The following is a 26,782-nucleotide window of genomic DNA, read 5'->3' on the forward strand; positions in this document are numbered from 1 at the left end:
GGCCTGCTCGGGGCGTCGGGGTGTCTCAACGACCGGGCTCGGCAATCCATTCCGCCGGCCGGTCGGGCCACCGTGGCGCGGGGGTGACCTCGGCTGAGGGGCGCGTCCGGGGAGATGTAACGACGCGAACCCGGCCGGCATTCCGCCAGCACCCCGGCCACGCGAGCGGGCCGGGCCGAGGGGGTCACGCGCTCACGATGGCTACAACGCCCCGCGCCCCGGACCCATGCCCACCGCCGCGGTGACCCCCGCCACCGCAAATCCCCCCAAACCGAACACCCCCCTCACCCTCACCCTCGCCCTCACCCTCACCCCCGCGATCTTGCACTTCCCGCCCGGACAAAGCCGGCATATGCCGCAAATGGTGGGCACAAAGTGCAAGATCGCAGGGGCGAGGGGCGAGGGGCGAGGGGCGAGGGGCGAGGGGCGAGGGGCGAGGGGCGAGGGGCGAGGGGCGAGGGGCGAGGGGCGAGGGGCGAGGGGCGAGGGGCGAGGGGGGAGAGGCGAGGGGGGAGAGGGGGCGGCTGCGGGTGGGTGGAGGAGCGGTGCGGCTGCGAGCATGACGGGCATGGAGATCTGGAACAACCCGTCCTGCTCGAAGTGCGCCGCAGCCCGCTCCGCGCTCGACGAGGCCGGGGTGGGGTACGCGGTGCGGCCGTACCTGGACCGGCCGCCGAGCGCGGCCGAGTTGACCGAGGTGCTGCGCCGGCTCGACGCACGCCCCTGGGACGTCTGCCGGACGCAGGAGCCCGCTGCGGTAGCCCTGGGCATGGCCGGGTGGCCGAGGGATGAGGCGGCTGAGTCGCGCTGGGTCGAGGCGATGGTGACCGCCCCGGAGTTGATCCAGCGGCCCCTGCTGCTGCTCGACGACGGGGGCGCGCTCGTGGGGCGTACCGCCGGGGCGCTGGCGGAGGCGGTGCGCCGCAACGGCCCGACCTCCGGCACCGACGTGGAGGCCGGCACTGACGTGGAGGCCGGCGCGACGCCGGCCGGGTAGCGCGTTTCCGGACGGGTAAGGCGGGAATGCCCGGCTCGCAGGCGAACGGACCGTACGCCGGAGAGGAAGGGTCGGATGCCGCACCAGGACCTGTCCACCGCCACCCCGAAGCGGCTCACCCCCGTCGCCGGGGCACCCCTGTGGTGCGACGCGCGGGAGTTCGGACTGCGCGGGGACGGCGTGACGAACGACCAACCGGCGCTGGCGGCCCTGGTCGACCGCCTCGGCGAGGGCTACGCCGCCGACGGGCGGGCCCGGGTCATCCACTGCCCGCCGGGGATTTATTCGATCCGGGACGCCGGCACCGTCTGGCGCAGCGGCGTGTCGTTGATCGGCGCGGGACCGGGGGCGACCCGGTTCCTGCTCAGCAACGAGGGAAACCGGGCGGACCCGACGCCGCTGGCCTTCTGGACCACGGTGCAGCACGGCGCGAGCCGCGACCGGTACATCGCCGACTGCACCTTCGCGGACTTCGAGATCGACGGCTCCGGGGTGGCGATGGTCGAGTACAACTACCTCGCGAAGGGGCTCGGCCTCCAGTACGTCGTGCGCGGCGTGTTCCGCAACCTCTACATCCACCACACCGGGGCGACCGGCCTCGGCTGCGACTTCCTCCAGGACAGCCTGATCGACGGCGTGGTCGTGGTCGGGTGCGGCCGGCTGGACAACGGCGAGGAGATGGGCGGCGCCGGCATCGGCGTCGGCATCGGCGGATGGGGCGACGTGGAACGCCTCACCATCGCCAACTGCACGACGGTCGGCAACGGCACCAACGGGATCTTCCTCGAACTCCAGAAGGACTACTGGACGCCGCCGCGTGGCTACCGCATCATCGGCTGCCACAGCCAGGCGAACCGCTTCGGCATCTCCGACTGGGGCGCCGACGGCCTGATCGTCTCCGCCTGCACCCTGACCGGCAACCTGGATGCGGGCTTCGACGTCTCCGGCAACGGCACGGCGGGGGTGGCCGGCCGGGGCGGCATCATCAGCGACTGTGTCATCGACCGTAACGTCCGCGACGGGATCAGCATGGGCAACACGCCCGGCCCGTACACGGTCCGGGGGAACCGGATCAGCGCCAACGGGGCGCACGGCTACCACGAGCACGACCTGGGGCACGGCCACCGGGGCGCGGCGGCGGACGTGGTCATCGACGGCAACGAGTTCTGGGACAACGGTCTGGACGCGATCCGGATCGACCGGCCGATGACCGACGCGGTGGTGGTGAACAACCGGATCCGTAACAACGGCCGGCGGTGCGCCCCGGCCGCCACCGGCGGAGGCGAGTCGGTGCGCTACCACCACCGGTCCGTCACCGACCGGACGGCGCACTGGCCGCACGACGGACACCGGGGCAAGGTGGTGTGGGTCGGCTCACGGATGGCGGTGGTGGTGTCCAACACCGACACCGACCTGAGTCTCGCCGAGGTGCGGGCGGATTCCCCCACCGGCTGGAACGAGGACACGCCGCCGCCCGGTGCGTCGTACGAACTGCCCGCGGCTCCGCAGATCCGGGCCGGCATCACCGTCAACGCGCCGTTCGACTCGGCCACCGTGCGCGGCAACCGGATCTGGGACCACCGCGACGAGCAGACCCAGACCTACGGGCTCTGGATCACCCGGGCCGGCAGTTGCGTGTCCTGCCGGATCGAGGACAACGACCTCGCCGGCAACGCCGTCGGGGCGGTGCGGCTCGACACCCCGCCGGTCGGCGGGCGCTGGGACCGCAACCACCAGGACGTGGACTGACCCCGGCGGCGGTCAGCGTGCGTCGTCGGCGGGCGCCGTCGCCTCCGCGTGCCGGTCGCGCAGCCGGGCCCGGATCTCCTCCGGGGTGTACGCGCGGCGCCGCCGTTCCGCCCGGGCGATGACCACGCCCGACGCCGCGACGCCAGCGAGGCCGGCCAGCCCGAGCACCTTCCACCACCGCATCCGTTGCCGCATCGGCCTAGGGTAGACCCCCATGAGCATCAGCCTGGACGAGGCCGTGAACCTGACCCGTACCGGCGACGTGTGGGTGTTCCGAGGCCGTAGCGTGCCGGACCGGGCCATCCAGTTGACCACCAACAGCCCGGTCAACCACGTCGGCATGGCGGTCGTGCTGGACGACATGCCGCCCCTGATGTGGCACGCCGAGCTGGGCAGGTCGCTGCCCGACATGTGGACGGGCACCCACCAGCGCGGCGTGCAACTGCACGACCTGCGGGACGCCGTCTGCGTGTGGGCCAACCGGTACGGCCAGCGGGCCTGGCTGCGCCAGCTCGACCCGCCGGCCGACGCGGAGATGGAGAAGGCGGTGCTGCGTACCGTCGCCCGCCTCGACGGCACGCCGTTCCCGTCCACCGCGCAGCTCGCCTGGCGTTGGCTGCGGGGTCGGGTCCCGGCGGTGCGGGTGCCGACCCTGCGCGGCCGGGACCCGGAGCGCCCCGACACGCCCGCGCCGGACCACCCCGGGGCGCCCGCGTCCGATCGCGCCGGGGCGCGTGATCGTGCACTGGAGACGGCGTACTGCGCGGAGGTGGTCGCGGTGACCTACGAGGCGATGGGACTGCTTCCGGCCGGGCGGCGTCCCAACTGGTACGACCCGGGCCGGTTCTGGAGCGGCGACGACCTCGGCCTCGCGGGCGGCGCCCGGCTCGGGTCCGAGATCGAGGTGCACACCCCACCGCGCTGAGGTTTGGCCCGCCGCCCGCCCGGCAATTGCTGTCCCCGTGAGAGCCTCCACCGATCTCGACACGCTTACCGACTTCTTCGACCGGTACGGCGTGGCGCTGACCGCCGGCGACGTGCCCGCCATCGCCAGTTGTTACGCCCTGCCGGGGCTGGTGGTCGCCGACACGTACAGCTTCTCGTTCACCTCGCCGGCGGCGGTGGCGCTGTCCTTCGTGGGCGCGGCCCCCGACTACCAGGAGCGCGAGCTGGTCGCCGCGCACGCGGCCATCGAGGACGTGCAGCCGATGTCGGCGCTGCTGACCATGGTGGCCGTGCAGTGGGAGTTCCTGGACAGCCGGGGCCGGGCGGTCCCCGGCGAGCGCTACCGCTACCTGCTGCGGGCCACCGACGACGGCCCCGCCATCTGCACCGTCCTACGGACCGCCTGACCGGCCGGCAGGTCGCGACGTCCTCCGGCGGCGTCCGTTTGCCGTGATCCGCCGTTTCCGCCCACGTGAAGCGGCCCTACGGATGGTCGCGTCAGGTCGCCACCGACCGTTACGCTGCCCCCGACGACGGCGGGAGGAGGGGCATGCCCGGCACGCGCCGAACATCGATCAGGTCCTACGGCACGACCGCCATCGCGTCCTCACCGTGGATCGTGGTGTCCGTCGGCGTCGTCGTGATGGTGGTCCTGCTGGCCATCGCGCTCGGCACCTACCGGGGGCGCGGCCCCGCGTTCGACGCACAGCCCGGCCCGCCTCCGCCGACCGCCGCCCTGGCCGATCCGGCACCGTCGGCGACCAGCTCAGCCACGCGGTCGCCGCGGGCGATGCCCACGCCGTCCGGCCGCGCCACCGGCCGGCCCACCCCGCAGCGGCCGACGCCGGGCCGCAGCAGCCGCCCGCCGTCTCCGACCCCGAGCGGAAGCGGCGACGCACTGCTCGTCGAGCCGCCGCCGCCCTCGGCCGCGCCGTCCGTGAGCGGCCGGTACCGGGTGGTGGCGTCGTACGCCACCGGGTTCGTCGGGGAGGTGCTGGTCAGCAACGCGTCGTCGACCGGTCGGGGCTGGACGGCGCGGCTGACCTTCCCGGGCGGCCGGCTGGACAGCGCGTGGGTCGAGGGTGCGGCACAGGGGACGGCGCGGCGGATCGACGACGGCTTCACCTACCACAGCGGCCCCGACCTGCCCGGGGGCGCGTCGGCCGCGCTGCGGTTCTACGTCCAGGGCGCACAGAGCCGCCCGGCGTCCTGCACGGTCGACAACGGCGCCTGCCGCCTCTGAGTAGCTGCCATGGCGCTCACACTCCGTCCGCTCGCGCTCGACGACATTGACGCCGTGCACGACTGGGCGCGTCTGCCGGAGTCGTGCCGCTACCAGGCGTGGGGACCCAACACCTACGAGCAGACGCAGGCGTACGTGGGGGCCGCCGTGGTGGCGCCCCCGGATCGGCTGGTGTTCGGGATGCTCGTCGACGGCGACGTCGTGGGCAGCGCCGAGCTGAAGCTGCACGGCTGGAGCACCGCCGAGATCGCGTACGCGGTCCATCCACGGTGGTGGGGGCAGGGCGTAGCCACGGCTGCCTCGCGGGAGCTGTTGCGGCTGGGCTTCGGCGAGCACGGGCGCCATCGCATCTTCGCCACGTGTGACCCGCGCAACCTCGCCTCGGCGGCGGTGCTTCGCAAGATCGGTATGCGGTACGAGGGCCGGATGCGTGGCACCGCCTACATTCGCGACGGCTGGCGCGACTCGGATCTGTACGCCGTCCTCGCCGACGACTGAGCCCCGGGCACCTGTCCGAGGCGCACCACGAGCCCGGCAGTGTTCACCTTGTGCTGACACGGCGATTCCGGCGGTCGGAGGCGGACCGCTCGCTCCGGGCAGGGCGTCGCCTCGGAGGACCATCCTTGCAAGCCTGTTGTCGTGTTACGACTTTGTTTGCAAGGTATTGCAGAACGTTTCGGCAAGGGCTAGCGTGCGGGCCAGTCAGCGACCAGAGGAGGCCGTCGATGAATCCCCCGCCGATACCGCGCAAGGCCCTGCTCGCGCTCGTCTCCCTGCTCACCCTCACCCTCGTCGGCACCCCGATCGCCGTGCGCCAACTCGGCGCCGACACCCCAGACGACACCGGCCCGCTGGCCGCCACCGGCGCCGCCCAGTGGCGCACCGAGCCCTCGGTGCAGGCGCTGCTCGAAGCCGGAAGCCACCAGACCCGCGCCGAGCAGTTCTACTTCGTCCTGCCGGACCGGTTCGCCAACGGCGACCGGCGCAACGACACCGGCGGCCTCACCGGCGACCGGCTCTCCACCGGCCTCGACCCGACGGACAAGGGCTTCTACCACGGCGGGGACCTCAAGGGCGTCATGGACCGGCTCGACTACATCGAAGGGCTCGGCACCACGGCCATCTGGCTCGCCCCCATCTTCAAGAACCGTCCGGTGCAGGGCACCGGGGCCGACGTCTCGGCCGGCTACCACGGCTACTGGATCACCGACTTCACCCAGGTCGACCCGCACTTCGGCACCAACGAGGACCTGAAGCGGCTGGTCACGCTCGCCCACCGGCGCGGGATCAAGATCTACCTCGACGTCATCGTCAACCACACCGCCGACGTCATCAAGTACGCCGAGGACAAGTACACCTACGTGGACAAGACGACCGCGCCGTACACCGACGCGCAGGGGCGGCCCTTCGAGGACCGCAACCACGCCGACGGCACCCGGGACTTCCCGAAGGTGGACAACACGTCGTTCCCGTACACCCCGACGTTCGCGACCCCGGCCGACGCGAAGGTCAAGGTCCCGGCCTGGCTGAACGATCCGACCATGTACCACAACCGGGGCGACTCCACCTTCGCCGGGGAGAACAGCGAGTACGGCGACTTCTTCGGTCTCGACGACCTGTGGACCGAGCGTCCCGAGGTGGTGCGCGGCCTGACGAAGGTCTACTCCGACTGGGTGGCGTCCACCGGTGTCGACGGCTTCCGGCTGGACACCGTCAAGCACACCAACCTCGACTTCTGGCCGCAGTTCAGTCAGGGCATCGAACGCGCCGCCGAACGCGCCGGCAAGAAGGACTTCTTCATGTTCGGCGAGGTCTACAGCGCCGACCCGGAGATCACCTCGACCTACCTGCGGCGCGGCGGCCTGCCGGCCACCCTCGACTTCGCCTTCCAGGAGGCGGCCCGCGGCTACACCGCCGGAGACGGCTCCGCCAAGGCCCTCGCCGACGTGTACGCCCGCGACGACCTCTACCGCACCCGGGACACCGACGCCGGCCGGCTGCCCACCTTCCTCGGCAACCACGACATGGGCCGGATCGGCTCGTTCATCGCCGGCGGCGGCACCGACCCGGCCACCCACCTGCGCCGTGACCGGCTCGCCCACGAGCTGATGTTCCTCACCCGCGGCCAGCCGGTGGTCTATTCCGGCGACGAGCAGGGCTTCACCGGCCCGGGCGGCGACAAGGACGCCCGACAGGACATGTTCGCCTCCCGCACGCCGGACTACCTCGACGACGACCTGCTCGGCACCGACCGCACCCACGCCAGCGACCAGTTCGACCGCGCCCACCCGCTCTACCGGGCCATCGCCGAGCTGGGCGAGTTGCGCCAGGCACACCCGGCGCTGCGTGACGGCGTGCAGGTCAGCCGGTACGCCGCAGACGGTCCCGGCGTCTTCGCGTTCTCCCGGGTCGACCCGAAGCAGCGCACCGAGTACGTCGTCGCGGTGAACAACGCCGCGACCGCGCAGACTGTCACCGTGGACACCTGGTCGGCCGGTGCCACCTTCACCGGCGTGTACGGCGGATCGGCCGCCCCGGTCGCCGGCGTGGACGGCCGGCTCACCCTGACCGTGCCGCCGCTGTCGGCCGTGGTGCACCGCGCCGGCACGCCGATCGCGTCGCCCGACGCCGCGCCGCGGATCACGATCACCGCCCCGGCACCCGGCGAGCCCGTCGCCACGAAGGCCGCGGTCACCGCCCAGGTCACCGGCGATCCGTTGGCCACCGTCACCGTCGCCGCCCGGGTCGCCGGCGGCAGGTGGACGCTGCTCGGCAGCGCCGACCGGGCCCCGTACACGGTGCACCACGACCTGACCGGGCTGGCCGGCGGCACGAGGGTCGAGTACAAGGCCGTCGTCCGCGACGGAAAGGGCCGCACCGCGAGCACCCGGTCCACCGCGACCGTGGGCACCCCGGCGCAGTCCGCCTCCCGCGACTGGGCGGTGGTGCACTACCAGCGCCCGGCCGGCGGCTACGACGACTGGGGCCTCTACGCCTGGGGTGACATCGACCCCGCGTACGCCACCGAGTGGCCCGAGGGGCAGCCGTTCGCGGGCGAGGACTCCTACGGCCGGTTCGCCTGGGTGAAGCTCAAGCCGGGCGCGAAGTCGGTCGGCTTCCTGGTGGTCGACTCGAACGGGAACAAGGACGTCGGACAGGACCGGACGATCGACGTGACGAAGACCGGGGAGGTCTGGGTGAAGCAGGGCGACCCGGCGACCTACCCGAGCAGGCAGGCCGCCACCGGCGAACCCGACCCGCCGGTCGCCGACGACACCGTCGTCATCCACTACCGCCGGGCCGACGGCAACTACGACGGCTGGGGCCTGCACCTGTGGGACGGCGCCGCCAACCCGACGGACTGGGCCACCCCGCTCACCCCGGAGCGCGTCGACGCCTTCGGCGCGGTCTTCCGGGTGCCGCTCGCCGCCGGGGCCACCGGGCTGAGCTACATCATCCACGCAGGCGACGAGAAGGACCTGCCGACCGACCAGCGGCTCGACTTCGCCAGCGCCGGCCGTGAGGTGTGGCTGCTCGCCGGCACACCCGGACGGCTGCTGCCGTCCACCGCCTCCGGCGCCGCCCGGGATGTCGACATCACGAAGCAGAAGGCGCACTGGATCGACCGCTCCACCGTCGCCTGGCAGACCGGGCCCACCGACGGCAGGACGTACGCCCTCGTCGCCGCCCCGGCCGGAGGGGTCACCGTCGTCGACGGCGAGCTGGCCGGGACGTACAGCACGCTGCCGTTGGCCGCGCGACGCAACGGGCTCACCGAGGCCCAGCGCGCGGCCTTCCCGCACCTGTGGGCGCACCGCGGCTTCACGCTCGACCGGCGGGACCTGGCGAAGGTTCCCGCGGCCCTGCGCGGGCAGCTCCTGGTGACCGAGCGGGACGCCGAGGGCACCCTGCTCGCCGCGACCGGCGTGCAGATCCCCGGTGTGCTCGACGACGTCTACGCCCGGGCCACCGACGCGAGGCTCGGGCCGACCTTTGCAGGCCAGGTGCCGACGCTCGCGGTCTGGGCGCCGACGGCGCGGCAGGTGTCGCTCCAGCTCTTCGACTCGCCGACCGCGACGCCGAGGGCGGTGGCGATGCGCCGCGACGACCGCACCGGCGTCTGGTCGGTGCGCGGCGCCCGCGACTGGACCGGCAGGTACTACCGCTACCAGGTGCAGGCGTGGCAGCCGGCGACGCAGCAGGTGGTCACCGCCTCGGTGACCGACCCGTACTCGCTGGCCCTCGCGCCGGACTCCACGCACAGCCAGATCGTGGACCTGTCCGATCCGGCGCTCGCCCCGGCCGGGTGGACCAAGCTGCGCAAGCCGGCAGCGGTGCCGTCGACGAAGGTGCAGATCTCCGAGCTGTCCGTGCGGGACTTCTCGATCGCCGACACCACCGTGCCGGCCGAGCGGCGAGGCAGCTACCTCGCCTTCACCGACCCGGGCACCGCCGGCATGAGGCACCTGAAGGCGCTCGGCGACGCCGGGGTGACCCACCTGCACCTGCTGCCCGCGTTCGACTTCGCCACGATCCCCGAGCGCCGCGCCGACCAGCGGCAGCCCGCCTGCGACCTGGCCGCGCTGCCGCCGGACTCCGAGCAGCAGCAGAAGTGTGTCGCGGCCGTGGCCGACACCGACGGCTACAACTGGGGGTACGACCCGCTGCACTACACCGTGCCGGAGGGCGGCTACGCGGTCGACCCGGCCGGGGCGCGGCGCACCACCGAGTTTCGGCAGATGGTGGCCGGGGTCAACGGCGCCGGGCTGCGCGTGGTGATGGACGTCGTCTACAACCACACCTCGGCGGCGGGCGCCGATGAGAAGTCGGTGCTCGACCAGGTGGTGCCGGGCTACTACCACCGGTTGCTGGACGACGGTGCCGTCGCCAACTCGACCTGCTGCGCCAACACCGCCCCCGAGCACGCCATGATGGGCAAGCTGGTGGTGGACTCGCTGGTCACCTGGGCCCGCGCGTACAAGGTGGACGGCTTCCGGTTCGACCTGATGGGCCACCACCCGAAGGCGAACATCCTGGCCGTACGCGAGGCGCTCGACGAGCTGACCGTCGCCCGTGACGGCGTGGACGGGAAGAAGATCCTGCTCTACGGCGAGGGCTGGAACTTCGGCGAGGTCGCCGACGACGCCCGGTTCGTGCAGGCCACCCAGGCCAACATGGCCGGCACCGGGATCGGCACCTTCAACGACCGGCTGCGCGACGCGGTACGCGGTGGCGGTCCGTTCGACGCCAACCCCCGGGTGCAGGGCTTCGCCTCCGGTCTCTTCACCGACCCCAACGGTGATTCCGTGAACGGTTCCGCGGCCGAGCAGCGGGCCCGGCTGCTGCACCAGCACGACCTGATCAAGGTGGGGCTGACCGGCAACCTGCGCGGCTACCGGTTCACCGACTCGGCGGGCCGGCAGGTGACCGGCGCGCAGGTCGACTACAACGGCTCGCCCGCCGGCTACACCGCCGCGCCCGGGGAGGCGGTCACCTACGTCGACGCGCACGACAACGAGATCCTGTACGACGCGTTGGCGTACAAGCTGCCGCAGGACACCCCGGTGGCGGACCGGGCCCGGATGCAGGTGCTGGCGCTGGGCACGGTGATGATGGGGCAGGGCCCCGGATTCGTCACCACCGGCACCGAGCGGCTGAGGTCGAAGTCGCTGGACCGCAACTCGTACAACTCCGGCGACTGGTTCAACCAGATCCGCTGGGACTGCGCCCAGGGCAACGGCTTCGGCGCCGGCCTGCCGCCCGAGCAGGACAACCGGGACAAGTGGCCGTACGCCAAGCCGCTGCTGGCCGACCCGGCACTGGTCCCGGACTGCGCCGCGATCACCATGACGGACGCCCGGTACGCCGAGCTGCTGAAGATCCGGGCCTCCTCGCCGGTCTTCGGGTTGACCTCGGCAGAGCAGGTGCAGAGGCGGGTCGCCTTCCCGCTCTCCGGCACGGCGGAGACCCCCGGCGTGCTCACCATGACGCTGGACGGCCGAGGCCTCGACGGGCGGTGGAAGTCGGTGACGGTCGTCTTCAACGCCACTCCGGAGACGGCGCAGCAACGGCTGACCGGGCTGCGCGGGGCGGACGTGGCGCTGCACCCGGTGCTGCGGACCTCGGCCGACGAGACACTGCGGACGGCCTCCTTCAACCGGGCCAGCGGCACGTTCACCGTGCCGGCCCGCAGCGTGGCGGTCTTCGTGCAGCGGTAGCCCGCGACGTTCCTCACGGAGACCACGACGCGCCGATCGACGTGGACCGGCCCCCTTCCGCGATGTGCGGAAGGGGGCCGGTTCGGCGTTCGGCTCCGGTGCGGCCGGACGGGCCGCGCGTCACCCGAGGGTGATCAGCCGAAGCAGTTGGGCACCGGTGACGGGCTGCCCTTGCAGTTGGTCGGCTTGTTGCCCTTGATCGCGGACTTGTCGTCCACGTTGACCTTGCCGCCGTAGTTGAACACCCCGCCCGGCTTGAGGGTGGAGAAGTTGTTGGCGACCTTCGTGTCGTGCAGGTTGACCTTGCCGAACACGTTGAAGATGCCGCCGCCGATGCCGATCGGCCCGACGGCCCGGTTCCCGACGATCTCGCTGTCGCGGAATGTGACCGTGCTGAACAGGTTGAACACGCCGCCACCGAAGAAGCCGGCGACGTTCTCCTTGACCTCGGTCTTCTCCGCGGTGGTGGTGGCGCCGAAGGCCAGTGCCATACCGCCGCCGACGCCGACGGTGGTGTTCTTGGCGATCGTGACCTTGTACAGGTAGAGCTGGCTGTGCTTCGCCGCGGCGATGCCGCCGCCAGCGATCACCGCGTCGTTGTCGGTGATCTTGGAGTGCTTGATGGTGGTGTTGCCCTCGATGTCGAGCAGACCACCGCCGAAGCCGATCGTGTCGTTGCCGCTGATCTCGCTCTTCTCGATCCACATCGTGCCGCCGTCGACGTCACGGTGGTGGATGCCCGGGGCACCGTTGGAGATGCCGCCGCCGCCGATCCCGGCGTTGTTGTGCTTGATGTGGGACTCCTCGACCTTGAGCACCCCGGCGTTCAGGATGCCGCCGCCGAAGAAGAAGGCGGTGTTGTCGGCGACCGTGGTGTGGCGCAGGCTGGTCTTGCCGAAGTTGGCGATGCCGCCACCGTTGCCACCGGCCTGGTTCTCCACGATGTGGCTCTTCTCGATGTCGGCGGAGCCACCCGGCTGCACCAGGATGCCGGCGCCGTCGTTGGGCTTCGGCTCATCCAGGGCCCCGGCGTCGGTCTTGGCCGCCGCGGCCTCCGCCGCCGCCGCACCCTTCGGTTCGGCCTGGAGCAGCGGCAGGTACGGCTTGCCGGCCGTGGCCGCCGCAGTGGCCTCGACCGAGTTCGAGTAGCGCGACCACACCGCCTCGGCCGAGACGGTCTCCGTCATCTTCCGGTGGAGGGTCTGACCGTTCTTGATGGTCAGGCCCTTGAGGGTGAGATGGCCGCCGCCGGCGACGTTGAGGATCCGGAAGTGTTCGGCGGTGGCGTCCCGCACGATCTTGGTGTCGTGACCCTTGAGCGTGATCCGCTCCTTGATCACCGGCAGGCCGTTGCCGTAGTTGTCGGACCGGGTCAGCTTGTAGGTGCAGTCCTTGGCCAGATTCAGCTCGGCGCCGTGGTTGTTGTTGGCGAAGACGATTGCCTGGATCAGTTTGTCGGAGTCGCAGGGCACCTCCTTCCCGCGATCCTTGTGGTCCCGATTCTTGTCGTTCCGGTCCTTGTCGTTCCGGTCCCGGCCTTCTCTGTCCTCGCGGCCCTGTTCGCCCTCGCGGCCCTTGTCCTCGCGGTCCGCGCCCTGGTCGCCGTCCATGCTGACCTGGGCGGTGGCCCACTTCAGGCCGTCCGCGCCGACCGCGCCGGCGCCGGTGGCGACACCCACGGCGGCGAGGCTGACAACGCCGGTCAACCCAGCCACACCGCTGGCGAGCCAGAGCTTGCGGCGGCGCTTCGGCGCCGCCGGCCGCTCGGAGTCGTTGTTCGTTAGGTAGTTGGACATCGGAGCTCTCTGCCCTCTCCTCGTACCAGACAGGGTCGCAGCGCCACAGGCGAGCGTCCCCCGCTACAAATCGGTTGTAGCTCCCGAACCAGACAATATGAGAATCTTCCTCGCCTCGCGGCCATATGCGAAAGAACCCCGCATTCGGCGCGGGGCCCTCGTGCCCGGTGCGGACAGCCCGGCGCGGCCCATCCGCCGCACCGGTGGCGGTAGGTGAGTCGGCCGACTGCCGGGTGTAGTCGGCACAGATCGTGTGGATCGGCGAGGGAACGGCCATGAGGGCGGAGGGAGGTGAGAGGGCTCCTCCGTGGCCGGCGGTGCGGCCTGCGGAGGAGCCCTCTCTCTATGTGGTGTCGCTTTCGGGTGTTCAGCCGAAGCAGCGGTCGGGGATGACCGGACTGCCCTTACAGTTCGTCGGCCGGTTGTCGGTGACGGCGGACTTCCGGTCGATCAGAACGCCGTCGTTGTTGGTGAAGATGCCGCCCGGCGGCTGGGTGGCGACGTTGTGGGCCACCTTCGTGCTGATCAGCTTCGTCCGGCCGAAGTCGTTCACGATGCCGCCGCCCACCCCGGACTCGCCGACCGCCTGGTTCGCCAGGACCTCGCTGTCCCGCAGGGTGACGGTGCCCTCGTCGTTGAACAGTCCGCCGCCACCGGCACCTCCGGCGACGTTCTCCTTGATCACGCTGTGCTCGATCACGGCGTTGCTGCCCCCGCCGACGCCGATGCCGCCAGCCTCGTCGTCGGCGTAGTTCTTGGCGACCACGACCTTCTCCAGGGACAGCCTGCTGTCGCTGAAGGCGACCAGCCCGCCCGCGTCCGTGCCGGCGGTGTTGCCCGTGATCTCGCTCTGTGTGATCGTGGTGTCGCCCTGGTTGTCGAAGACGCCGCCGCCGATGAACGAGGTCCGGTTGTGGCTGATGGCGCTCTTCCACACCCATACGGTGCCACCGCCCACCGTCGTGCCGTTCGGAGTCGTGCCGTTGGCGATGCCGCCGCCGCCCAGCCGGGCGCTGTTCTTCGACACCTTGGATTCCTCGACCCGCAGCACTCCGACGTTGAAGATGCCACCGCCGAAGCCGTTGGCGCTGTTCTCCTCGACCGCGGTGTGGCGGATGTTGGTGGTGCCGAAGTTGGCGATGCCGCCGCCGTCCCGGCCGGCGTGGTTCTGCACGATCCTGCTGTGCTCGATGTCGGCGCGGCCGCCCTGCTGGACCAGGATGCCCGCCCCGTCGGCGCTGTCGGGCACGGCCGTCACGGTGCCGCCGGGCACGGCCGTCATGGTGCCGCCGGGCACGGCCGTCATGGTGCCGCCGGGCACGGCCGTCATGGTGCCGCCGGGCACGGCCGTCACGGTGGCACCGGACTGGGCCGTCGCGACGGCGCCGGAACGAGCCGACGGAGTGACCGACGTCCCGGACGTGGCGGCGGCTGGCGGCTTGGGCGCGGCCATGGCCGGCTTGCGGGCCGGTTCCGCCGTGGCCTCGGTCGGCTCGGGAAGCTCGAACGAGCGGACCGGTGCCGGGACCATCTTCAGGGCGACGGTCTGCCCACCCTTGACGGTCACGTCCTTCAGGGTCAGGTGACCGCTGCTGCCGACGTTCAGGATCCGGAAGCGCTCGGCCTCGGCCGCCCTGACGATCCTGGTGTCCTCGCCCTTGAGGACGATCGACTCCTTGATCACGGGCAGGCCGTTGCCGTGCTCGCTGCGCGTCAGCTCGTAGGTGCAGTGCTTGGCGAGCTTCAGCGTCGCGCCGTTGGTCTTGTTGGCGTCCGTGATCGCCTGGATGAGCTTGTCGGTGTCGCAGGGCACCTCCTTCACCCGGCTGTCGTGTTTCCGGTCGTCCTTGCCGCCGCCCCAGTCGCCACCGCTCCGGTCACCACCGGACCAGTCGTCGCCGGACCAGTCGTCCTCGCCCTTGCCGGCCTGGTCGCCGCCGGCCTCGTCGGCCTTGCCGGCGTCGCTGACGTTCTGCTTCGGGGCCGACGCCTGGGCGTCGGAGAGCCGGTCGGCAGCGCCGGACTTGTCGTCACGGGCGGCCAGGCCGCCCAGCGCCGCCAGTCCGACGACGCCGGTCAGCCCGGCCACGCCGGCGGCCACCCAGAGTTTGCGCCGCCCTCGCATCGGTGTGCCCTCGGGCGGGCCACCGTCAGGTCTCGTTACGTCATCGGACATCAGAGCCTTCCGCCCTTTCCTGCTCTCAAGGTGAACGCACCAGACAAGACGGTGCGACCAGCCACAAATCGGTTTGCAGCCTCTGTTGACCACCGTATGAGAAGGATCCTCGCGATGAGGACGTATCCGAGAAAGCTCCATATTTGCCTCACATCGGTCGTCCGTCCGCAGCCGGTCCACGCTGGGGATGAAGCCCACCTGAACAGCACAAATCCCGTCGGCTGCCGGGGAGGTCGACGGGGGTCCCGGCCCGGGGGCACCTTCAGGCGAGGCCCACCCCGCTCTGGCTGTCGGCGTCAGTGCCGTCGGATGGCAGGCCGTACGCGCGGAGCGGCGCCGCCGGGAAGGGCCGCGACCACGGCCCTTCCCGGCGACGCCGGAACTCGTTGCTGATCGCCGGCCAGTGCCGGCTGCTGCCTCGGATCAGCCGAAGCAGTTCGGGGCCGGGCGACCCTCGCAGTTGGTGGGCTTGTTTTCGATGATCACCGTCTCGTTGTCCACCGTGACCCGGTTGTTGTCGGAGGAGACCCCACCCGGGCCCAGAAGCGAGGAGTTCTGGGTGATCCGGGACTTGATCAGGGAAATCGTTCCGCCCTGGTTGTAGATCCCGCCAGCGACCCGCTGGTCCGCGGCAACCCGGTTCCGGTCGACCTCGCTGTTGAAGACGACCACCTGGCCGCTGTCGTTGGAGATACCACCGCCGTTGCCCCGGGCAACGTTGTCGTTGACCTTGCTGTTCGAGACCGACAGTCCGCTGAAGGTAGCGGCGAGGTTGGCGATGCCACCGCCGTCGCTGTTGGCAGTGTTGTCGCGGACCGTGCTGTCCTGCACGTACATCGTGCCCACGTTGCGGATGCCGCCGCCGCTTTCACCACTGCTGTTGTCGAACACCTCGCTTTGCTTGATGGTCATGACGACGTTGGGGTTGCCGCCACTCTGGACGCCGCCGCCCGAACCCTCGGCGTCGTTGTGCGCGATCCAGGTGTTGGTGACGACGGCGGAGCCGGCGTTCTCCAGCCCACCACCGGTGTCGCCGCTCTGGTTGTGGCTCACCCGGGAGTCCTCGACGGCGAGTTGGCCGATGTTGTAGATCCCTCCGCCGCTGCTCACGGCGGTGTTGTAGGTGACCTCACCCTCCCGGGCATCCTCGCTCTCGCCGTTTCCGCCCTTGTCCTGGCCGGGCTTGCTGGCGTCCTGGGCGACCGGCCCTCCGCTGCCGGCGGCCCCTGCCGTACCCCCGTCGGGAACGGTGGGCGCCGCGGTGTCGGCGGGGACCTGGGTGTCGGTGTCCGGGGCGGTGGGTGCCGCGGTGCCGATGGGAGCCTGGGTGTCGGTGTCCGGGGCGGTGGGTGCCGCGGTGCCGATCGGGGCCTGGGTGTCGGTGTCCGGGGCGGTGGGTGCGGCGGTGCCGGCATCGGTGCCGGGGTGGGTCTCGACGGCGCCGTCCGGGGCGGCGCCGTCGATACCGTCCGCGTCATCGGGGCCCCCGGCGGCCCGGTCGTCGTCCGCCAGGCCGAGCGGGCCCTTGTTCTGGCCGTCGTTCTCCGCGCTGGTGCCGGCTGTGGTGAGAATCCTGGTGGCGCCGAAGTTCGTGATGCCACCGCCGACGCTGCTGCTCTGGTTCCCGGTGATGCGGCTGTCATGGATCGTCGCCCGGCCGCCGGCCTGCACGAGAAGGCCGCCGCCGCCGAGATTGGTCTGGGCGAACCCACCCTTGACGGTGAGGTCGTGCAGCGTCAGGTCGCCGCCGGCGCCGACGCTGAAGATCCGGAAGGCAGCGGCGTTCGTGGCGCGGAGAATGGTGGCGCCCTCGCCCTGGATGGTGATCGGCCGCACGATCTCCGGCAGGCCGTTCCCGTTCCGGTTCAGCGTGAGCAGGTAGGTGCAGCCCTGGGCGAGCTTGAGCGTGCCCCCGTGGTCGGCATTCACCCGGTTGAGCGCGACGATCAGCTTGTCGGTGGCGCAGGGCACGTCCGTGACGTCCTGCTTCTTGTCGTCCAGCCCCTTTTTGTCTCCTTTTCCGTCCGCACCGGGGTCCGGGCCGCCCACGTTCGTGCCGGCCCCGGCCACGGCGCCGACCTGGTCGTCGGCGCCCAACGGCGTCTTCGCCTGGGCGGCCGCCTCGGTCAGGTGTCGGTCGGACAGGCGATCGAGGCTGCCCGCTGCGGATACGCCCGGCAGCGTCACCACGCCGCTGGCCGCCAGACCGACCGCCCCGGTCAGGCCGGCGACCCCGGTGGCGACCCACAGGACGGGCCGCTTCCGGCGACGGGCAGCCGGACGCTCCGTACCGGATTCTTCGAACTGTTTGGTGGACATATGCCCTCACCCACATCTCTCATGTCTGGCGGGCGCGTATCGCCACAGGAGGCGCATAGAGCCCTAAATCGGGTAGACAGGTTCGGTGCCAACCGTAAGTGAGCTGTCTTCGCGATGTTGATGAAAGTGAAAGATATGCGTTTTCGGGCGACATTCAGGGCGAAGCGCCACCTCGGCTCGGCTTGGCGATGACGTCGCCGGCCGGGCCTGGACGGCGAACAGCCCGGCCGGGACGTGGGTCGCGGCCGGGCTGCGGCGGGGTGCGGGGCGAGGTCAGCCGGGCAGACGCGGGCCCGCCTCGCGCTGCTCGGCCAGCCAGGTCTCCACCTCGTCGGCGGCACGCGGCAGCCCGGCGGAGAGGTTCACCGCGCCGGTCGCGGTGACCAGGATGTCGTCCTCGATGCGGATGCCGATGCCGCGCAGCTCCTCGGGGACCAGTTCGTCCTCGGGCTGGAAGTAGAGCCCGGGCTCGACGGTGAGCACGTGGCCCTCGCCCAGCGTGCCGTCCCGGTAGTTCTCCTTGCGGGCGTTCGCGCAGTCGTGCACGTCGAGGCCGAGCATGTGGCTGGTGCCGTGCAGCGTCCAGCGCCGGTAGACCGTCGACTGCCCGTCCATCGCCTCGTCGACGCTCACCGGCAGCAGACCCAGGTCGGACAGTGCCTGGGCGAGCACGCGCATCGAGCTCAGGTGGACCTCCCGGAACGCCACGCCGGGCCGGATGGCGTCGATGCCGGCCTGCTGTGCGGCGTACACCGCCTCGTAGACCTGGCGCTGAAGCGGGGTGAACCGGCCGTCGACCGGCAGCACCCGGGTGACATCGGCGGTGTACAGGTTGCGGTTCTCCACACCCATGTCCATCAGCAGCAGCTCGCCCGGACGGGTGGTGCCGTGGTTGTGCACCCAGTGCAGGATCGTGGCGTGCTCGCCCGCGCCGACGATCGAGCCGTAGCCGACGTCGTTTCCGTCGTGCCGGGCGCGCAACGCGAAGATCCCCTCCAGCAGGCGTTCCGAGACGCCGCGGTCCGCCGGCAGCGCCCGGGCCACGTCCTCGAACCCGCGGACGGTCGCGTCGACCGCGTCCTGGAGCTGGGCGATCTCCCACTCGTCCTTGACCAGCTTCAGCTCCGAGACGGCGATCGCCAGCTCCCGGTCGCGCGCCGGCCGGCCCTCGGCGCGGTCACCGTCGTACGGGCGCACGGCCGTGTCCACCCGCGCGTCGAAGCCGCGCAGCACCCGGGTACGCCCCGGCGCCAGGCCGGCGAGCGCCGCGTCCAGCTCGCTCAGGTCCGCCGTGGGCAGCTCCAGTTCGGTCGACTTCTCGGCCAACGTGTGCCGCCGGCCGACCCACAGCTCGCCGTTGCGGCTGCGGAAGAACTCGTCGGTCAGCCGGGACGACCGGGGCCGCATGTACAGCGTGGCGTCGTGACCCGACCCGTTCGGGCGCAGTACGAGCACGCTGTCCGGGTCGTGGTCGCCGGTCAGGTAGACGAAGTCGCTGCCCGGCCGGAAGGGGTGGTCGGTGTCGTTGGCGCGTACCTTCTCGCCGCCGGTCGGGACCACCAGGGTCTCGCCCGGGAAGGCCGCCGAGAGCGCGGCCCGCCGCTTGGCGTAGTTCGGCGCCTCCGGCCGCGGACCGACCGGCAGGGTGGTGTCCCGCCAACCCTGCCGCATGAACGCCAGGAACGCCTCGGGGAAGTCCGGGTCGTGCGACTCGGTGCCGTCCGCCGGCCTGCTCTCGGTGCGTCCCTCGGTCATGCCCTGCTCCCTCCGTGTCATTGCAGGTCAGACCGTACCGCGTGGGATCGGGGACCGGCCCGGCCGGGACCTCGGAGGGCGAGCCCAGCGGTGCCGCGACGCCCGGTCGGGCCGCGTGGAAAGATGGCAATCATGTGCGGACTCCTGGCCTTCTTCAGCGCGCGCGGTGACGCCGCCGCCCACCGCGACAACATCGCCGGGGCGTTGGAATGCCTGCACCACCGCGGACCGGACGAGACCGGTGTCGAGGTGGTCGGCGACGTCTCCGGCCGGTACGCGGACGGGGTGTTCGCGCACAAGCGGCTCGCGATCATCGACGTGGCCTCCAGCCAGGAGCCGTTGCCCTACGCGAACGGGCGCTACCTGCTCACCTTCAACGGGGAGATCTACAACTACATCGAGCTGCGCGAGGAGCTGACCCGGGACTTCGGCGCGCAGTTCGCCACGGCCGGTGACGGCGAGGTGATCGTCGCTGGCTACCACTACTGGGGCGAGCAGGTGCTCACCCGGCTGCGGGGCATGTTCGCCTTCGTCATCTGGGACCGGCAGGAGCGCCGCGCGTTCGGCGGCCGGGACTACTTCGGCATCAAGCCGCTGCACTACCTGGAGACCGCCGACGGCCTCTACCTCGCCTCGGAGAAGAAGGCACTGCTGCCCTTCGCGCACTCCAACTACCAGGGCGACGCCGGCATCGACACGGCCAACCTCAGCCACTACCTGACCCTGCAGTACGTGCCCGAGCCCGGCACCCTGCACAAGGGGATCAGCCGGATCGGCTCCGGGGAATATCTCACCTGGACCCCGGGCGGGCGGATCGACGTGCGCCGGTGGTACCGGCCGGTGTTCCGGCCCGCCCCGGTCGACGACGAGCAGCGGCTCTACCACGAGATCCGGGAGACGCTGCGGGAGAGCGTCCGGATGCACATGCGCTCCGACGTGCCGGTCGGCTCGTTCCTATCCAGCGGCATCGACTCGACCGCGGTGGTCGCCCTGGCCCGCGAGTTCAACCCGAACATCCTCACCTTCACCGTCGGCTACGACGTCCCCGGCTACTCCGAGATCGACGTCGCCCAGGACTCGGCCCGGCACCTCGACGTGACCATCATCCCGACCAAGATCGGGCCGTACGACATGATCGAGGCGCTGCCGAAGATCGTCTGGCACCTGGACGACCCGGTGGCCGACCCGGCCCTGGTGCCCCTCTACTTCGTGGCCAAGAAGGCCGCCGAGCACGTCACCGTGGTGCTCTCCGGTGAGGGCGCCGACGAGTTCTTCGGCGGCTACACCATCTACCGCGAGCCGCTGTCGTTGAGTTCCGTCAACGGGCTGCCGGGGGGCATGCAGAAGGGCCTGCGGGCGGTCTCCAAGGCGATCCCGCAGGGGGTCAAGGGCAAGAGCTTCCTGGAGCGCGGCACCACCCCGATCGAGCAGCGCTACTACGGCAACGCCCGGATGTTCACCGAGGAGGAGAAGCAGCACCTGCTGCGCCGCTACGACCCCTCGGTCCGCTACACCGACGTCACCGCGCCCATCTACGCCGAGTGCACCGAGCTCGACGACGTGACCAAGATGCAGTACGTCGACCTCTACACCTGGCTGCGTGGCGACATCCTGGTCAAGGCCGACCGGATCTCGATGGCCCACTCGCTGGAGGTGCGGGTGCCCTTCCTGGACCGGGCGGTCTTCGACGTGGCGTCGAGGATTCCGGTCGATTTGAAGCTCCCGCCCCGCTCCGAGGCCACCAAGTACGCGATGCGCCAGGCCCTCCAGGGCGTGGTGCCGCCGGCCATCGTCAACCGCAAGAAGCTCGGCTTCCCGACCCCCACCCGGGTCTGGCTGCGCGGCGAGATGTACGAGTGGGCCCGGCACGTGCTGTCCACCTCCGGCGCCGGTGACCTGCTCGACCTGTCGTACGCGATGCGGCTGCTGGAGGAGCACAAGCGGGAGGAGGCCGACCACTCCCGCAAGGTGTGGACGGTGCTGATCTTCTGCATCTGGCACGCCATCTTCGTCGCCAAGACCCTCGACCCGGGCATCCAGCGCAACCCGTCCGCCCTGCTCACCAAGCCGGTGGTCGGCTCCATGGTCCGCTGACCCCCACCCCGGCCGGGTCCCGGCCACCCGTGTCGATCAAGAGGTTTGCGCCACCGGAATCGCTCCCGGAGGACGCAAACCTCTTGATCGTTTCAGCGGGTCGGGGCCAGGCACGGGCCGGGTGGGCGGAGGGTGGGGGAGTGGTCAGCGGCCGGAGCAGGTGACCGTGGGCAGGGTGTTGGTGCCGTTGGTGGTGGCGACGAAGCCGAAGGTCGTGGTCCCCTCCGGGGCGAGTGTGCCGTTGTAGGCCGCGTTGGTCACGGTGACCGAGGAACCGGACCCGCCCAGCGTGCCGTTCCACAGGTTGTTGATGCTCTGCCCGCTGGGCCACGTCCAGTTGGCTGTCCAGCCCGACCACGTCGACGCGGTGTGATTCATGATCATGACCTCGCCCTGGAAGCCGCCGTTCCAGGCGCCGACCACCTTGTAGACCGCCATGCAGTCACCGCTGTGCGGTGGCGGGGTGGTCGGGTTCGGTGGCGGCGTGGTCGGGTTCGGCGGGGGAGTGGTCGGGTTCGGCGGCGGGGTCGTCGGGTTGGGCGTGGGCGGCGGCGTGCCACCCGGGCCGACCCCCGTCACCTCGCCGTTGCCGCCGTCGAAGGTGACGTCCGAGCAGCCGAAGAAGTTCTCCTGGCTGTCGGAGCGGACCCACCGCGAGTAGATGACGTGTCGGCCACTCTTGTTGGTGGGCAGGTTGCCGCTGAAGTAGTAGTGCCCGTCGTTGGTGCCGACCCCGCCGCGCTGCGGCGGGTTGGTCACCGTCAGGAACGGCTCCTCCAGGTCGCTCCAGGCCAGCGGCCGGTTCGGGCTCCAACTGTCCTTCGTGACATAGAAGTAGAAGGTGCCCGGGTGGTGGGCCCAGTTGCTGTAGCGGAACTCCATTCCGGCCCCGGCCGTCAGGTGGGTCAGCGGCCAGTCGGTGCGGGCCAGGTCGTAGCCGGCGTAGCCGGGATTGCCGCCGCTGCACAGCTTGCCGTCCGGGATGAACCCGACGGTCCGGCCGCCGGCGTCCGAGCGCAGCACGCTGAACCAGTTGTAGAGCGAGTTGGCTCCGCTCTGGGCCACGGCGGCGGAGCAGGCGGGGTTGTTCGGTTTGATCTCGCCGGTGCTGCTGAGGCCGTCCTTCCAACAGAGGAAGGTCCGGCTGCCGGGGGTCATCGCGGCGCCGTGCGCGGCGGCGGGGTCGGGCCCCGCCGTCAGGGCGACGGCACCCACGAGAAGGGTGGCGGCCGCGGTGAGCAACGCGGCCGTACGCGATCGGTGGGACACGGGTTCTCCTCACTCGCGGGACGTGGGCGCCCCGCGGGCAACGCGCGGGGCGGCAGCGCCGCCCGCCCCGCTGAGACGCGGAAACGACGGTCGTGGCGGACGTGCCCCGGCGTGGAAGGCCGGCGTACGTGCGCCGTCGGCGGTCCGACTCGCGGACCGGTGCCCCTCGCGTGGATGTGAACCCGGCGCCGGCGGCACGGCAGCCCCCGCGCCGCCCGGCAGTCGCCATCCCACCACGGGACGCCGACAGCGCGCAATAGCCGTTGCTCGATGTGTCAGTAGCGCTCGACGAGGTGCTCGCGGCCGGGCGGCGGCTCGTAGGGCTCCGGCCAGAACTCGGTGACCTCGCGGACGAGGCCGGCCTCGTCGAGGTCGAAGAAGCTGGTGGCCGAGAGCTGTGCGCCCTCGTAGGCGCAGGTTATCCAGGTGGCGGCGTGCCGGCCCGAGCCCACCGCCCGGGTCACCGTGAGGTGCCAGCCGTCGGGGTACTCCTGGTTGAACCGCAGCACCGCGGCGCGGCCGGTGATCCGCTCCCGGGTCTGGGGGAGGTGGTAGACCACGTTGTCGGCGAGCAGCCCGCCGAAGGCCTCCCAGTCCCTCGCCTCGCACGCCTGCCAGTAGGCCAATACGGTGGCTTCAGCGCTCGTCATGGCGCGTACTGTGCCAGCCTGGTACGACAAGATCGTTCGGCGCACGGTGTGGACGGAGGGGCCGGAGATGGGTTACGCGGTGGTGCTCGGCGAGGCACTGGTCGACCTGCTCGACACCGAGTGTGCCGGCGAGCCGGCCTACCGGCAGGCCGTCGGCGGCGGGCCGCTGAACGTGGCGGTCGCCGTCGCCCGGCTCGGCGGTGCGGTGCAGTTCGTCGGCTCACTCGGCGACGACGTCCTGGCCGGGCGGATCCGCGACTTCCTGACCGGGGCGGGCGTCGGCCTGGCCGGGGCGGTGACCGTCGCCGCCCCGACCGCGCTGGCGGTGGCCACCTTCGCCGGTCCCGAGCCCGACTTCCGGTTCTACGGCGAGCCGCCCTCCTACGGCCTGCTCGGTCCCGACGACCTGGACGTCGACCTGGTCGCGGGCGCCGGCGTCGTCTACTGCGGGTCGATCGTGCTGCTCCACCCGCCGGTGCTGGCCGCCGCGCGCCGGGCCTGGAGGCTCGCCCCCGGGCTGCGGGTCTTCGACCCGAACGTGCGCCCCCGGCTGCTCGACGGGCCAGCCGCGCTGGTCGGGCTGCGCGAGGTGGTGGCCGAGTTCGCCGCCGGCGCCCACCTCGTCAAGCTGAGTGCCGCCGACGCGAAGCTGCTCTATCCCGGCGAACCCGAGGAGGGCGTGGCCGCGTACCTGCGGGAACTCGGCGCCGGCACCGTGGTGGTCACCCTGGGCGCCGCCGGCGCGGTGGTCGCCGCCGCCGGTGCCGATCCGGTACGCGTACCCGCGCCGAAGGTCGACGCGGTGGACGCCACCGGCGCCGGTGACTCGGTGATGGGCGCGCTCATCGCGGACCTGCTGGTCGACGGTGAACCCGCCGCACCCGCCGGCTGGCACGAGCGGGTGGCGTTCGCGCTGCGGGTCGCCGGCCTGGTCTGCGAGTCGCCCGGCGGCGCGACCGCCATGCCCACCCGCGCCGAGGTCCTCGCCCGCTTCACCCCCTGACCCCTGCCTCCTTCCCCCTGACCCCCGCCCCTCCCTCCCGCCTCCCCCTTCGCCGCGATCTTGCACCTTGTGCCCACGACCTGGGGCATATGACGCTTTTGTGGGGGCGGAAACTGCAAGATCGGCGCGGCGGGGCGGGGCGCGGCGGGGCGCGGCGGGGCGCGGCGCGGCGGGTTTGGGGTGGGGTTGGTGGGGGCGGGAGGGTGCGGAAGGTGAGGGGGTGCCGTCAGGCGGTGTTGTCGAGCTCGGCGTAGCCGCGGCGGGCGGCGTGCAGGGCGGGGCGGGCGCCGAAGGGCGCCTCGGCGGCGACGCGCTCGGGCGGGGCGCCGCCGGTGTGCCCGGCGCGGATGAGCCAGGCCAGCTCGACGAGCTGGGCGTGCTGGGCGCGGACGAACGCGGCGTCCACCGGCTCGCCGTGCCCCGGCACGACCACGGTGCTCGGGGTGGTCATCCGGAGCAGCTCGGCCACCGTGTCGGGCCACTGCAACGGGTACGACTCCTCGAAGGCGGGCGGGCCGCTCTGCTCCACCAGGTCACCGGCGACCAGCACGTCGACGTCCGGTACGTGCACCACCAGGTCGCCGGCCGTGTGCCCGCGACCGGGGTGGCGCAGCACCACCCGCCGGCCGCCCACGTCGAGCGTGGTCTCGCCGTGCACGGTGTGCGTCGGTGCCAGCAGCACGGTCTCGGCCACCTCCCCGGCCAGCCCGGGATGCGTGTCGCGTATCTCCGCGTACGCCTCCCGGCGCAGCCGGTCCGGCTCGCGCATCGCCTCGGCGGTGACCTCGTGCGCGTACACCGGGCGGGGCGGGTCGGCGGCGAGGGTCGCGTTGCCGAAGCAGTGGTCGAAGTGGTGATGGGTGTTGACCACCGTCCAGGGGGCGGTGGTGACCGCCCGGGCGGCGGCGGCCAGCTCGGCGGCCTGCCCGGCGGTGGAGAGCGTGTCGACCAGCAGCGCGGCCCCGTCGCCGACGACGAGGGTGACGTTGACGTGCAGCAGCGGCTCGCGCAGCACGTGCACCCCGTCGGCGACCTGCACGAAGCGGGCGGTCACGACGACCGCGTGGCGCGTTCCACGAAGCGCTGCCGGTCGACCACTACCCGCTCCACCCGGCCGTCGGCGACCGTCTCGTCGCCGTCGCTGACGCTCACCTCGAAGTGCAGCCGCCGCCCCTCGACCGCGGTCAGCCGTGCCTGCGCCACCACCGTCCGCCCCACCGGGGTGGCTGCGCGATGGTCGAGCTCGACCCGGGTGCCGACGGTCGTCGACCCGCCGGGCAGCCGGGGAGCGGTGGCCGCCACCGTGGCCGCCTCGGCGAGGGCGAGCACCCGGGGCGTGCCGAGCACGGGCACGTCCCCGGAGCCCATTGCCTGAGCGGTGTCGGTGTCGGTGACGGTCAGCTCCACCCGGGCGCTCAGCCCCGGCGTCAGCGCGGACTCCGGCTGCTCCTGCATGAGGCAGAGCCTAGACGAGCCGGGCCGGAGCCGTCGGCCGTCGGCGCCGCCCGGGCGGGCGTCGCTCGCTCAGTCCGTGACGACGCAGAACTGGTTGCCGTCCGGGTCGGCCAGCACCACCCAGCCGCCGTCGTCGAACCGGCGTACCTGCGTGGCGCCGAGCGACCGGAGTCGGGCGATCTCGCCGGCCGGGTCGTCGGTGACCAGGTCCAGGTGCAGGCGGTTCTTGCCGGACGGGCGTTCGGGGACCAGTTGCACCGACAGGCCGACGCCGGCCTTGGTCGGGTCCTCGAGGTAGGTGCCGCTCTCGTCGGAGGAGGCGACCTGGTAGCCGGTCGCCGCCTGCCAGAAGGCGGTGGCGCGGGCGAGGTCGTTCGTGTCGATGCCGATGTTGCCGATGCGGATGCTCATGTGTCGATCCTTTCTCTAACCAACGTAGGCCGAACGCTAGTTAGATAACCGGCCATGGTCAATAGCCGGTCATAAGATGGGGCCATGGCATCCGATGCCGCCCGGCCGGACGACGACGCGGCGCCCGCGCCGCTCGACCGGATCGAGGCGTTCGTCAACACCCGCCGCGACGACGGCGACGACCTCGGCACACCCGCGCAGCTCGCCGGCTGGCTGCGTACCCGTGCTCTGGTCGCGGCCGGCACCACGGCCACCGCGGGGCAGCTGGAACGGGCCCGTGTCGTCCGTGAGGGGATCCGGGCGCTGATCGCGGAGAACAACGCCGAACCGGTGTCCAGCCCGAGGCCGGACGGCCTCGATCCGGCCGCCCGCCGCGTCCTGGCCGAGCTGAGCCGCGAGCTTCCGTTGGTGCTCGACGTCACGATCGATCCGCCCCGCCTCGTCCCCGCGACCCGGACGCCGGTCGACGCCGCGCTCGCCGGGCTGCTCGCCGTGGTCGCCGAGGCGGTGGCGGCGGGCACCTGGCACCGGCTCAAGGCGTGCCGCGAGCCGAGCTGCCGCTGGGCCTACTACGACCACTCCCGCAACCGCCGCCGCACCTGGTGTTCCATGGAGCTGTGCGGCAACCGGGCCAAGGCGCGTGCCGCCCATCACCGACGGACGGCGTCGCGCTCCTGAGGACACGGCGGGTGGTCGGCGTCG

General features: G+C 71.8%; 20 protein-coding genes. 10 read left to right on the forward strand and 10 right to left on the reverse strand.

Annotated elements, in window-relative coordinates; genetic code table 11:
* Positions 1–568: 568 nt before the first annotated feature.
* Together GA0070608_RS19435 and GA0070608_RS19440 are read left to right on the forward strand one after the other, a co-directional pair.
* The gene (locus GA0070608_RS19435) at positions 569–997 is read left to right on the forward strand and encodes an ArsC/Spx/MgsR family protein (protein ID WP_091630002.1); all 429 of its coding nucleotides are present in this window, start codon (positions 569–571) and stop codon (positions 995–997) included.
* A 75-nt stretch (positions 998–1,072) separates the two neighbouring features.
* The gene (locus GA0070608_RS19440) at positions 1,073–2,746 is read left to right on the forward strand and encodes a right-handed parallel beta-helix repeat-containing protein (RefSeq protein ID WP_091630003.1); all 1,674 of its coding nucleotides are present in this window, start codon (positions 1,073–1,075) and stop codon (positions 2,744–2,746) included.
* Between the two features lie 12 nt (positions 2,747–2,758).
* On the opposite strand, the gene GA0070608_RS19445 is transcribed toward GA0070608_RS19440, so the two are convergent.
* The gene (locus GA0070608_RS19445) at positions 2,759–2,941 is read right to left on the reverse strand and encodes a hypothetical protein (protein ID WP_091630004.1); all 183 of its coding nucleotides are present in this window, start codon (positions 2,939–2,941) and stop codon (positions 2,759–2,761) included.
* 19 nt (positions 2,942–2,960) lie between these two features.
* Between GA0070608_RS19445 and GA0070608_RS19450 the strand changes: the two genes are divergently transcribed.
* The 5 genes from GA0070608_RS19450 (at position 2,961) to pulA (ending at position 11,152) form a co-directional block, all read left to right on the forward strand.
* Complete coding sequence (locus GA0070608_RS19450) at positions 2,961–3,671, forward strand: hypothetical protein (RefSeq protein WP_091630005.1); 711 nt, start codon at positions 2,961–2,963, stop codon at positions 3,669–3,671.
* A 37-nt stretch (positions 3,672–3,708) separates the two neighbouring features.
* Positions 3,709–4,098: a hypothetical protein gene (locus GA0070608_RS19455; RefSeq protein WP_091630006.1), complete on the forward strand. Its 390-nt coding sequence runs from the start codon at positions 3,709–3,711 to the stop codon at positions 4,096–4,098.
* A 143-nt stretch (positions 4,099–4,241) separates the two neighbouring features.
* Positions 4,242–4,934 carry a cellulose binding domain-containing protein gene (locus GA0070608_RS19460; RefSeq protein WP_091630007.1) on the forward strand — a complete coding sequence of 231 codons (693 nt, stop codon included), beginning with the start codon at positions 4,242–4,244 and terminating at the stop codon, positions 4,932–4,934.
* Positions 4,935–4,943: 9 nt separating this feature from the next.
* The gene (locus GA0070608_RS19465) at positions 4,944–5,432 is read left to right on the forward strand and encodes a GNAT family N-acetyltransferase (RefSeq protein ID WP_091630008.1); all 489 of its coding nucleotides are present in this window, start codon (positions 4,944–4,946) and stop codon (positions 5,430–5,432) included.
* Positions 5,433–5,659: 227 nt separating this feature from the next.
* Positions 5,660–11,152: a pullulanase-type alpha-1,6-glucosidase gene (gene pulA, locus GA0070608_RS19470; protein ID WP_091630009.1), complete on the forward strand. Its 5,493-nt coding sequence runs from the start codon at positions 5,660–5,662 to the stop codon at positions 11,150–11,152.
* A gap of 134 nt (positions 11,153–11,286) precedes the next feature.
* On the opposite strand, the gene GA0070608_RS19475 is transcribed toward pulA, so the two are convergent.
* The 4 genes from GA0070608_RS19475 to GA0070608_RS19490 form a co-directional block, all read right to left on the reverse strand.
* On the reverse strand, positions 11,287–12,948 hold the full coding sequence (locus tag GA0070608_RS19475; protein ID WP_091630010.1) for a right-handed parallel beta-helix repeat-containing protein: 1,662 nt from the start codon (positions 12,946–12,948) through the stop codon (positions 11,287–11,289).
* Positions 12,949–13,315: 367 nt separating this feature from the next.
* Positions 13,316–15,124 (reverse strand): right-handed parallel beta-helix repeat-containing protein, encoded by a 1,809-nt coding sequence (locus GA0070608_RS19480; RefSeq protein WP_141719496.1) that lies wholly within the window; start codon positions 15,122–15,124, stop codon positions 13,316–13,318.
* 423 nt (positions 15,125–15,547) lie between these two features.
* The gene (locus GA0070608_RS19485; protein WP_091630012.1) at positions 15,548–17,443 is read right to left on the reverse strand and encodes a RodZ family helix-turn-helix domain-containing protein; all 1,896 of its coding nucleotides are present in this window, start codon (positions 17,441–17,443) and stop codon (positions 15,548–15,550) included.
* Positions 17,444–17,716: 273 nt separating this feature from the next.
* Entirely contained in the window at positions 17,717–19,198 is a 1,482-nt protein-coding gene (locus GA0070608_RS19490) for an aminopeptidase P family protein (RefSeq protein WP_091630013.1), read from the reverse strand.
* Positions 19,199–19,330: 132 nt separating this feature from the next.
* Between GA0070608_RS19490 and asnB the strand changes: the two genes are divergently transcribed.
* Positions 19,331–21,292, forward strand: a complete 1,962-nt coding sequence (asnB, locus tag GA0070608_RS19495) for an asparagine synthase (glutamine-hydrolyzing) (RefSeq protein WP_091630014.1) — start codon at positions 19,331–19,333, stop codon at positions 21,290–21,292.
* A 144-nt stretch (positions 21,293–21,436) separates the two neighbouring features.
* Here asnB and GA0070608_RS19500 read toward each other — a convergent pair whose 3' ends face one another.
* Positions 21,437–22,561 carry a lytic polysaccharide monooxygenase gene (locus GA0070608_RS19500; protein ID WP_091630015.1) on the reverse strand — a complete coding sequence of 375 codons (1,125 nt, stop codon included), beginning with the start codon at positions 22,559–22,561 and terminating at the stop codon, positions 21,437–21,439.
* A 275-nt stretch (positions 22,562–22,836) separates the two neighbouring features.
* Positions 22,837–23,211, reverse strand: coding sequence for a nuclear transport factor 2 family protein (locus GA0070608_RS19505; RefSeq protein WP_091630016.1), 375 nt, complete (start codon positions 23,209–23,211; stop codon positions 22,837–22,839).
* A gap of 67 nt (positions 23,212–23,278) precedes the next feature.
* On the opposite strand from GA0070608_RS19505, the gene GA0070608_RS19510 reads away from it, so the two are divergent.
* A complete protein-coding gene (locus tag GA0070608_RS19510) occupies positions 23,279–24,214 on the forward strand; it encodes a PfkB family carbohydrate kinase (protein ID WP_091630017.1) in 936 nt (311 codons plus the stop codon).
* Positions 24,215–24,440: 226 nt separating this feature from the next.
* Here GA0070608_RS19510 and GA0070608_RS19515 read toward each other — a convergent pair whose 3' ends face one another.
* From GA0070608_RS19515 to GA0070608_RS19525, 3 genes are all read right to left on the reverse strand, one after another.
* Complete coding sequence (locus GA0070608_RS19515) at positions 24,441–25,268, reverse strand: MBL fold metallo-hydrolase (RefSeq protein ID WP_091630018.1); 828 nt, start codon at positions 25,266–25,268, stop codon at positions 24,441–24,443.
* Positions 25,265–25,669: a thioesterase family protein gene (locus GA0070608_RS19520; RefSeq protein WP_091630019.1), complete on the reverse strand. Its 405-nt coding sequence runs from the start codon at positions 25,667–25,669 to the stop codon at positions 25,265–25,267. The genes GA0070608_RS19515 and GA0070608_RS19520 overlap by 4 nt, the downstream gene beginning before the upstream one ends.
* A 69-nt stretch (positions 25,670–25,738) precedes the next feature.
* On the reverse strand, positions 25,739–26,080 hold the full coding sequence (locus tag GA0070608_RS19525) for a VOC family protein (protein ID WP_091630020.1): 342 nt from the start codon (positions 26,078–26,080) through the stop codon (positions 25,739–25,741).
* Positions 26,081–26,164: 84 nt separating this feature from the next.
* On the opposite strand from GA0070608_RS19525, the gene GA0070608_RS33520 reads away from it, so the two are divergent.
* On the forward strand, positions 26,165–26,758 hold the full coding sequence (locus GA0070608_RS33520) for a CGNR zinc finger domain-containing protein (protein WP_091630021.1): 594 nt from the start codon (positions 26,165–26,167) through the stop codon (positions 26,756–26,758).
* Positions 26,759–26,782 lie beyond the last annotated feature (24 nt).

It is taken from the genome of Micromonospora peucetia (assembly GCF_900091625.1).
Lineage (GTDB): Bacteria > Actinomycetota > Actinomycetes > Mycobacteriales > Micromonosporaceae > Micromonospora > Micromonospora peucetia.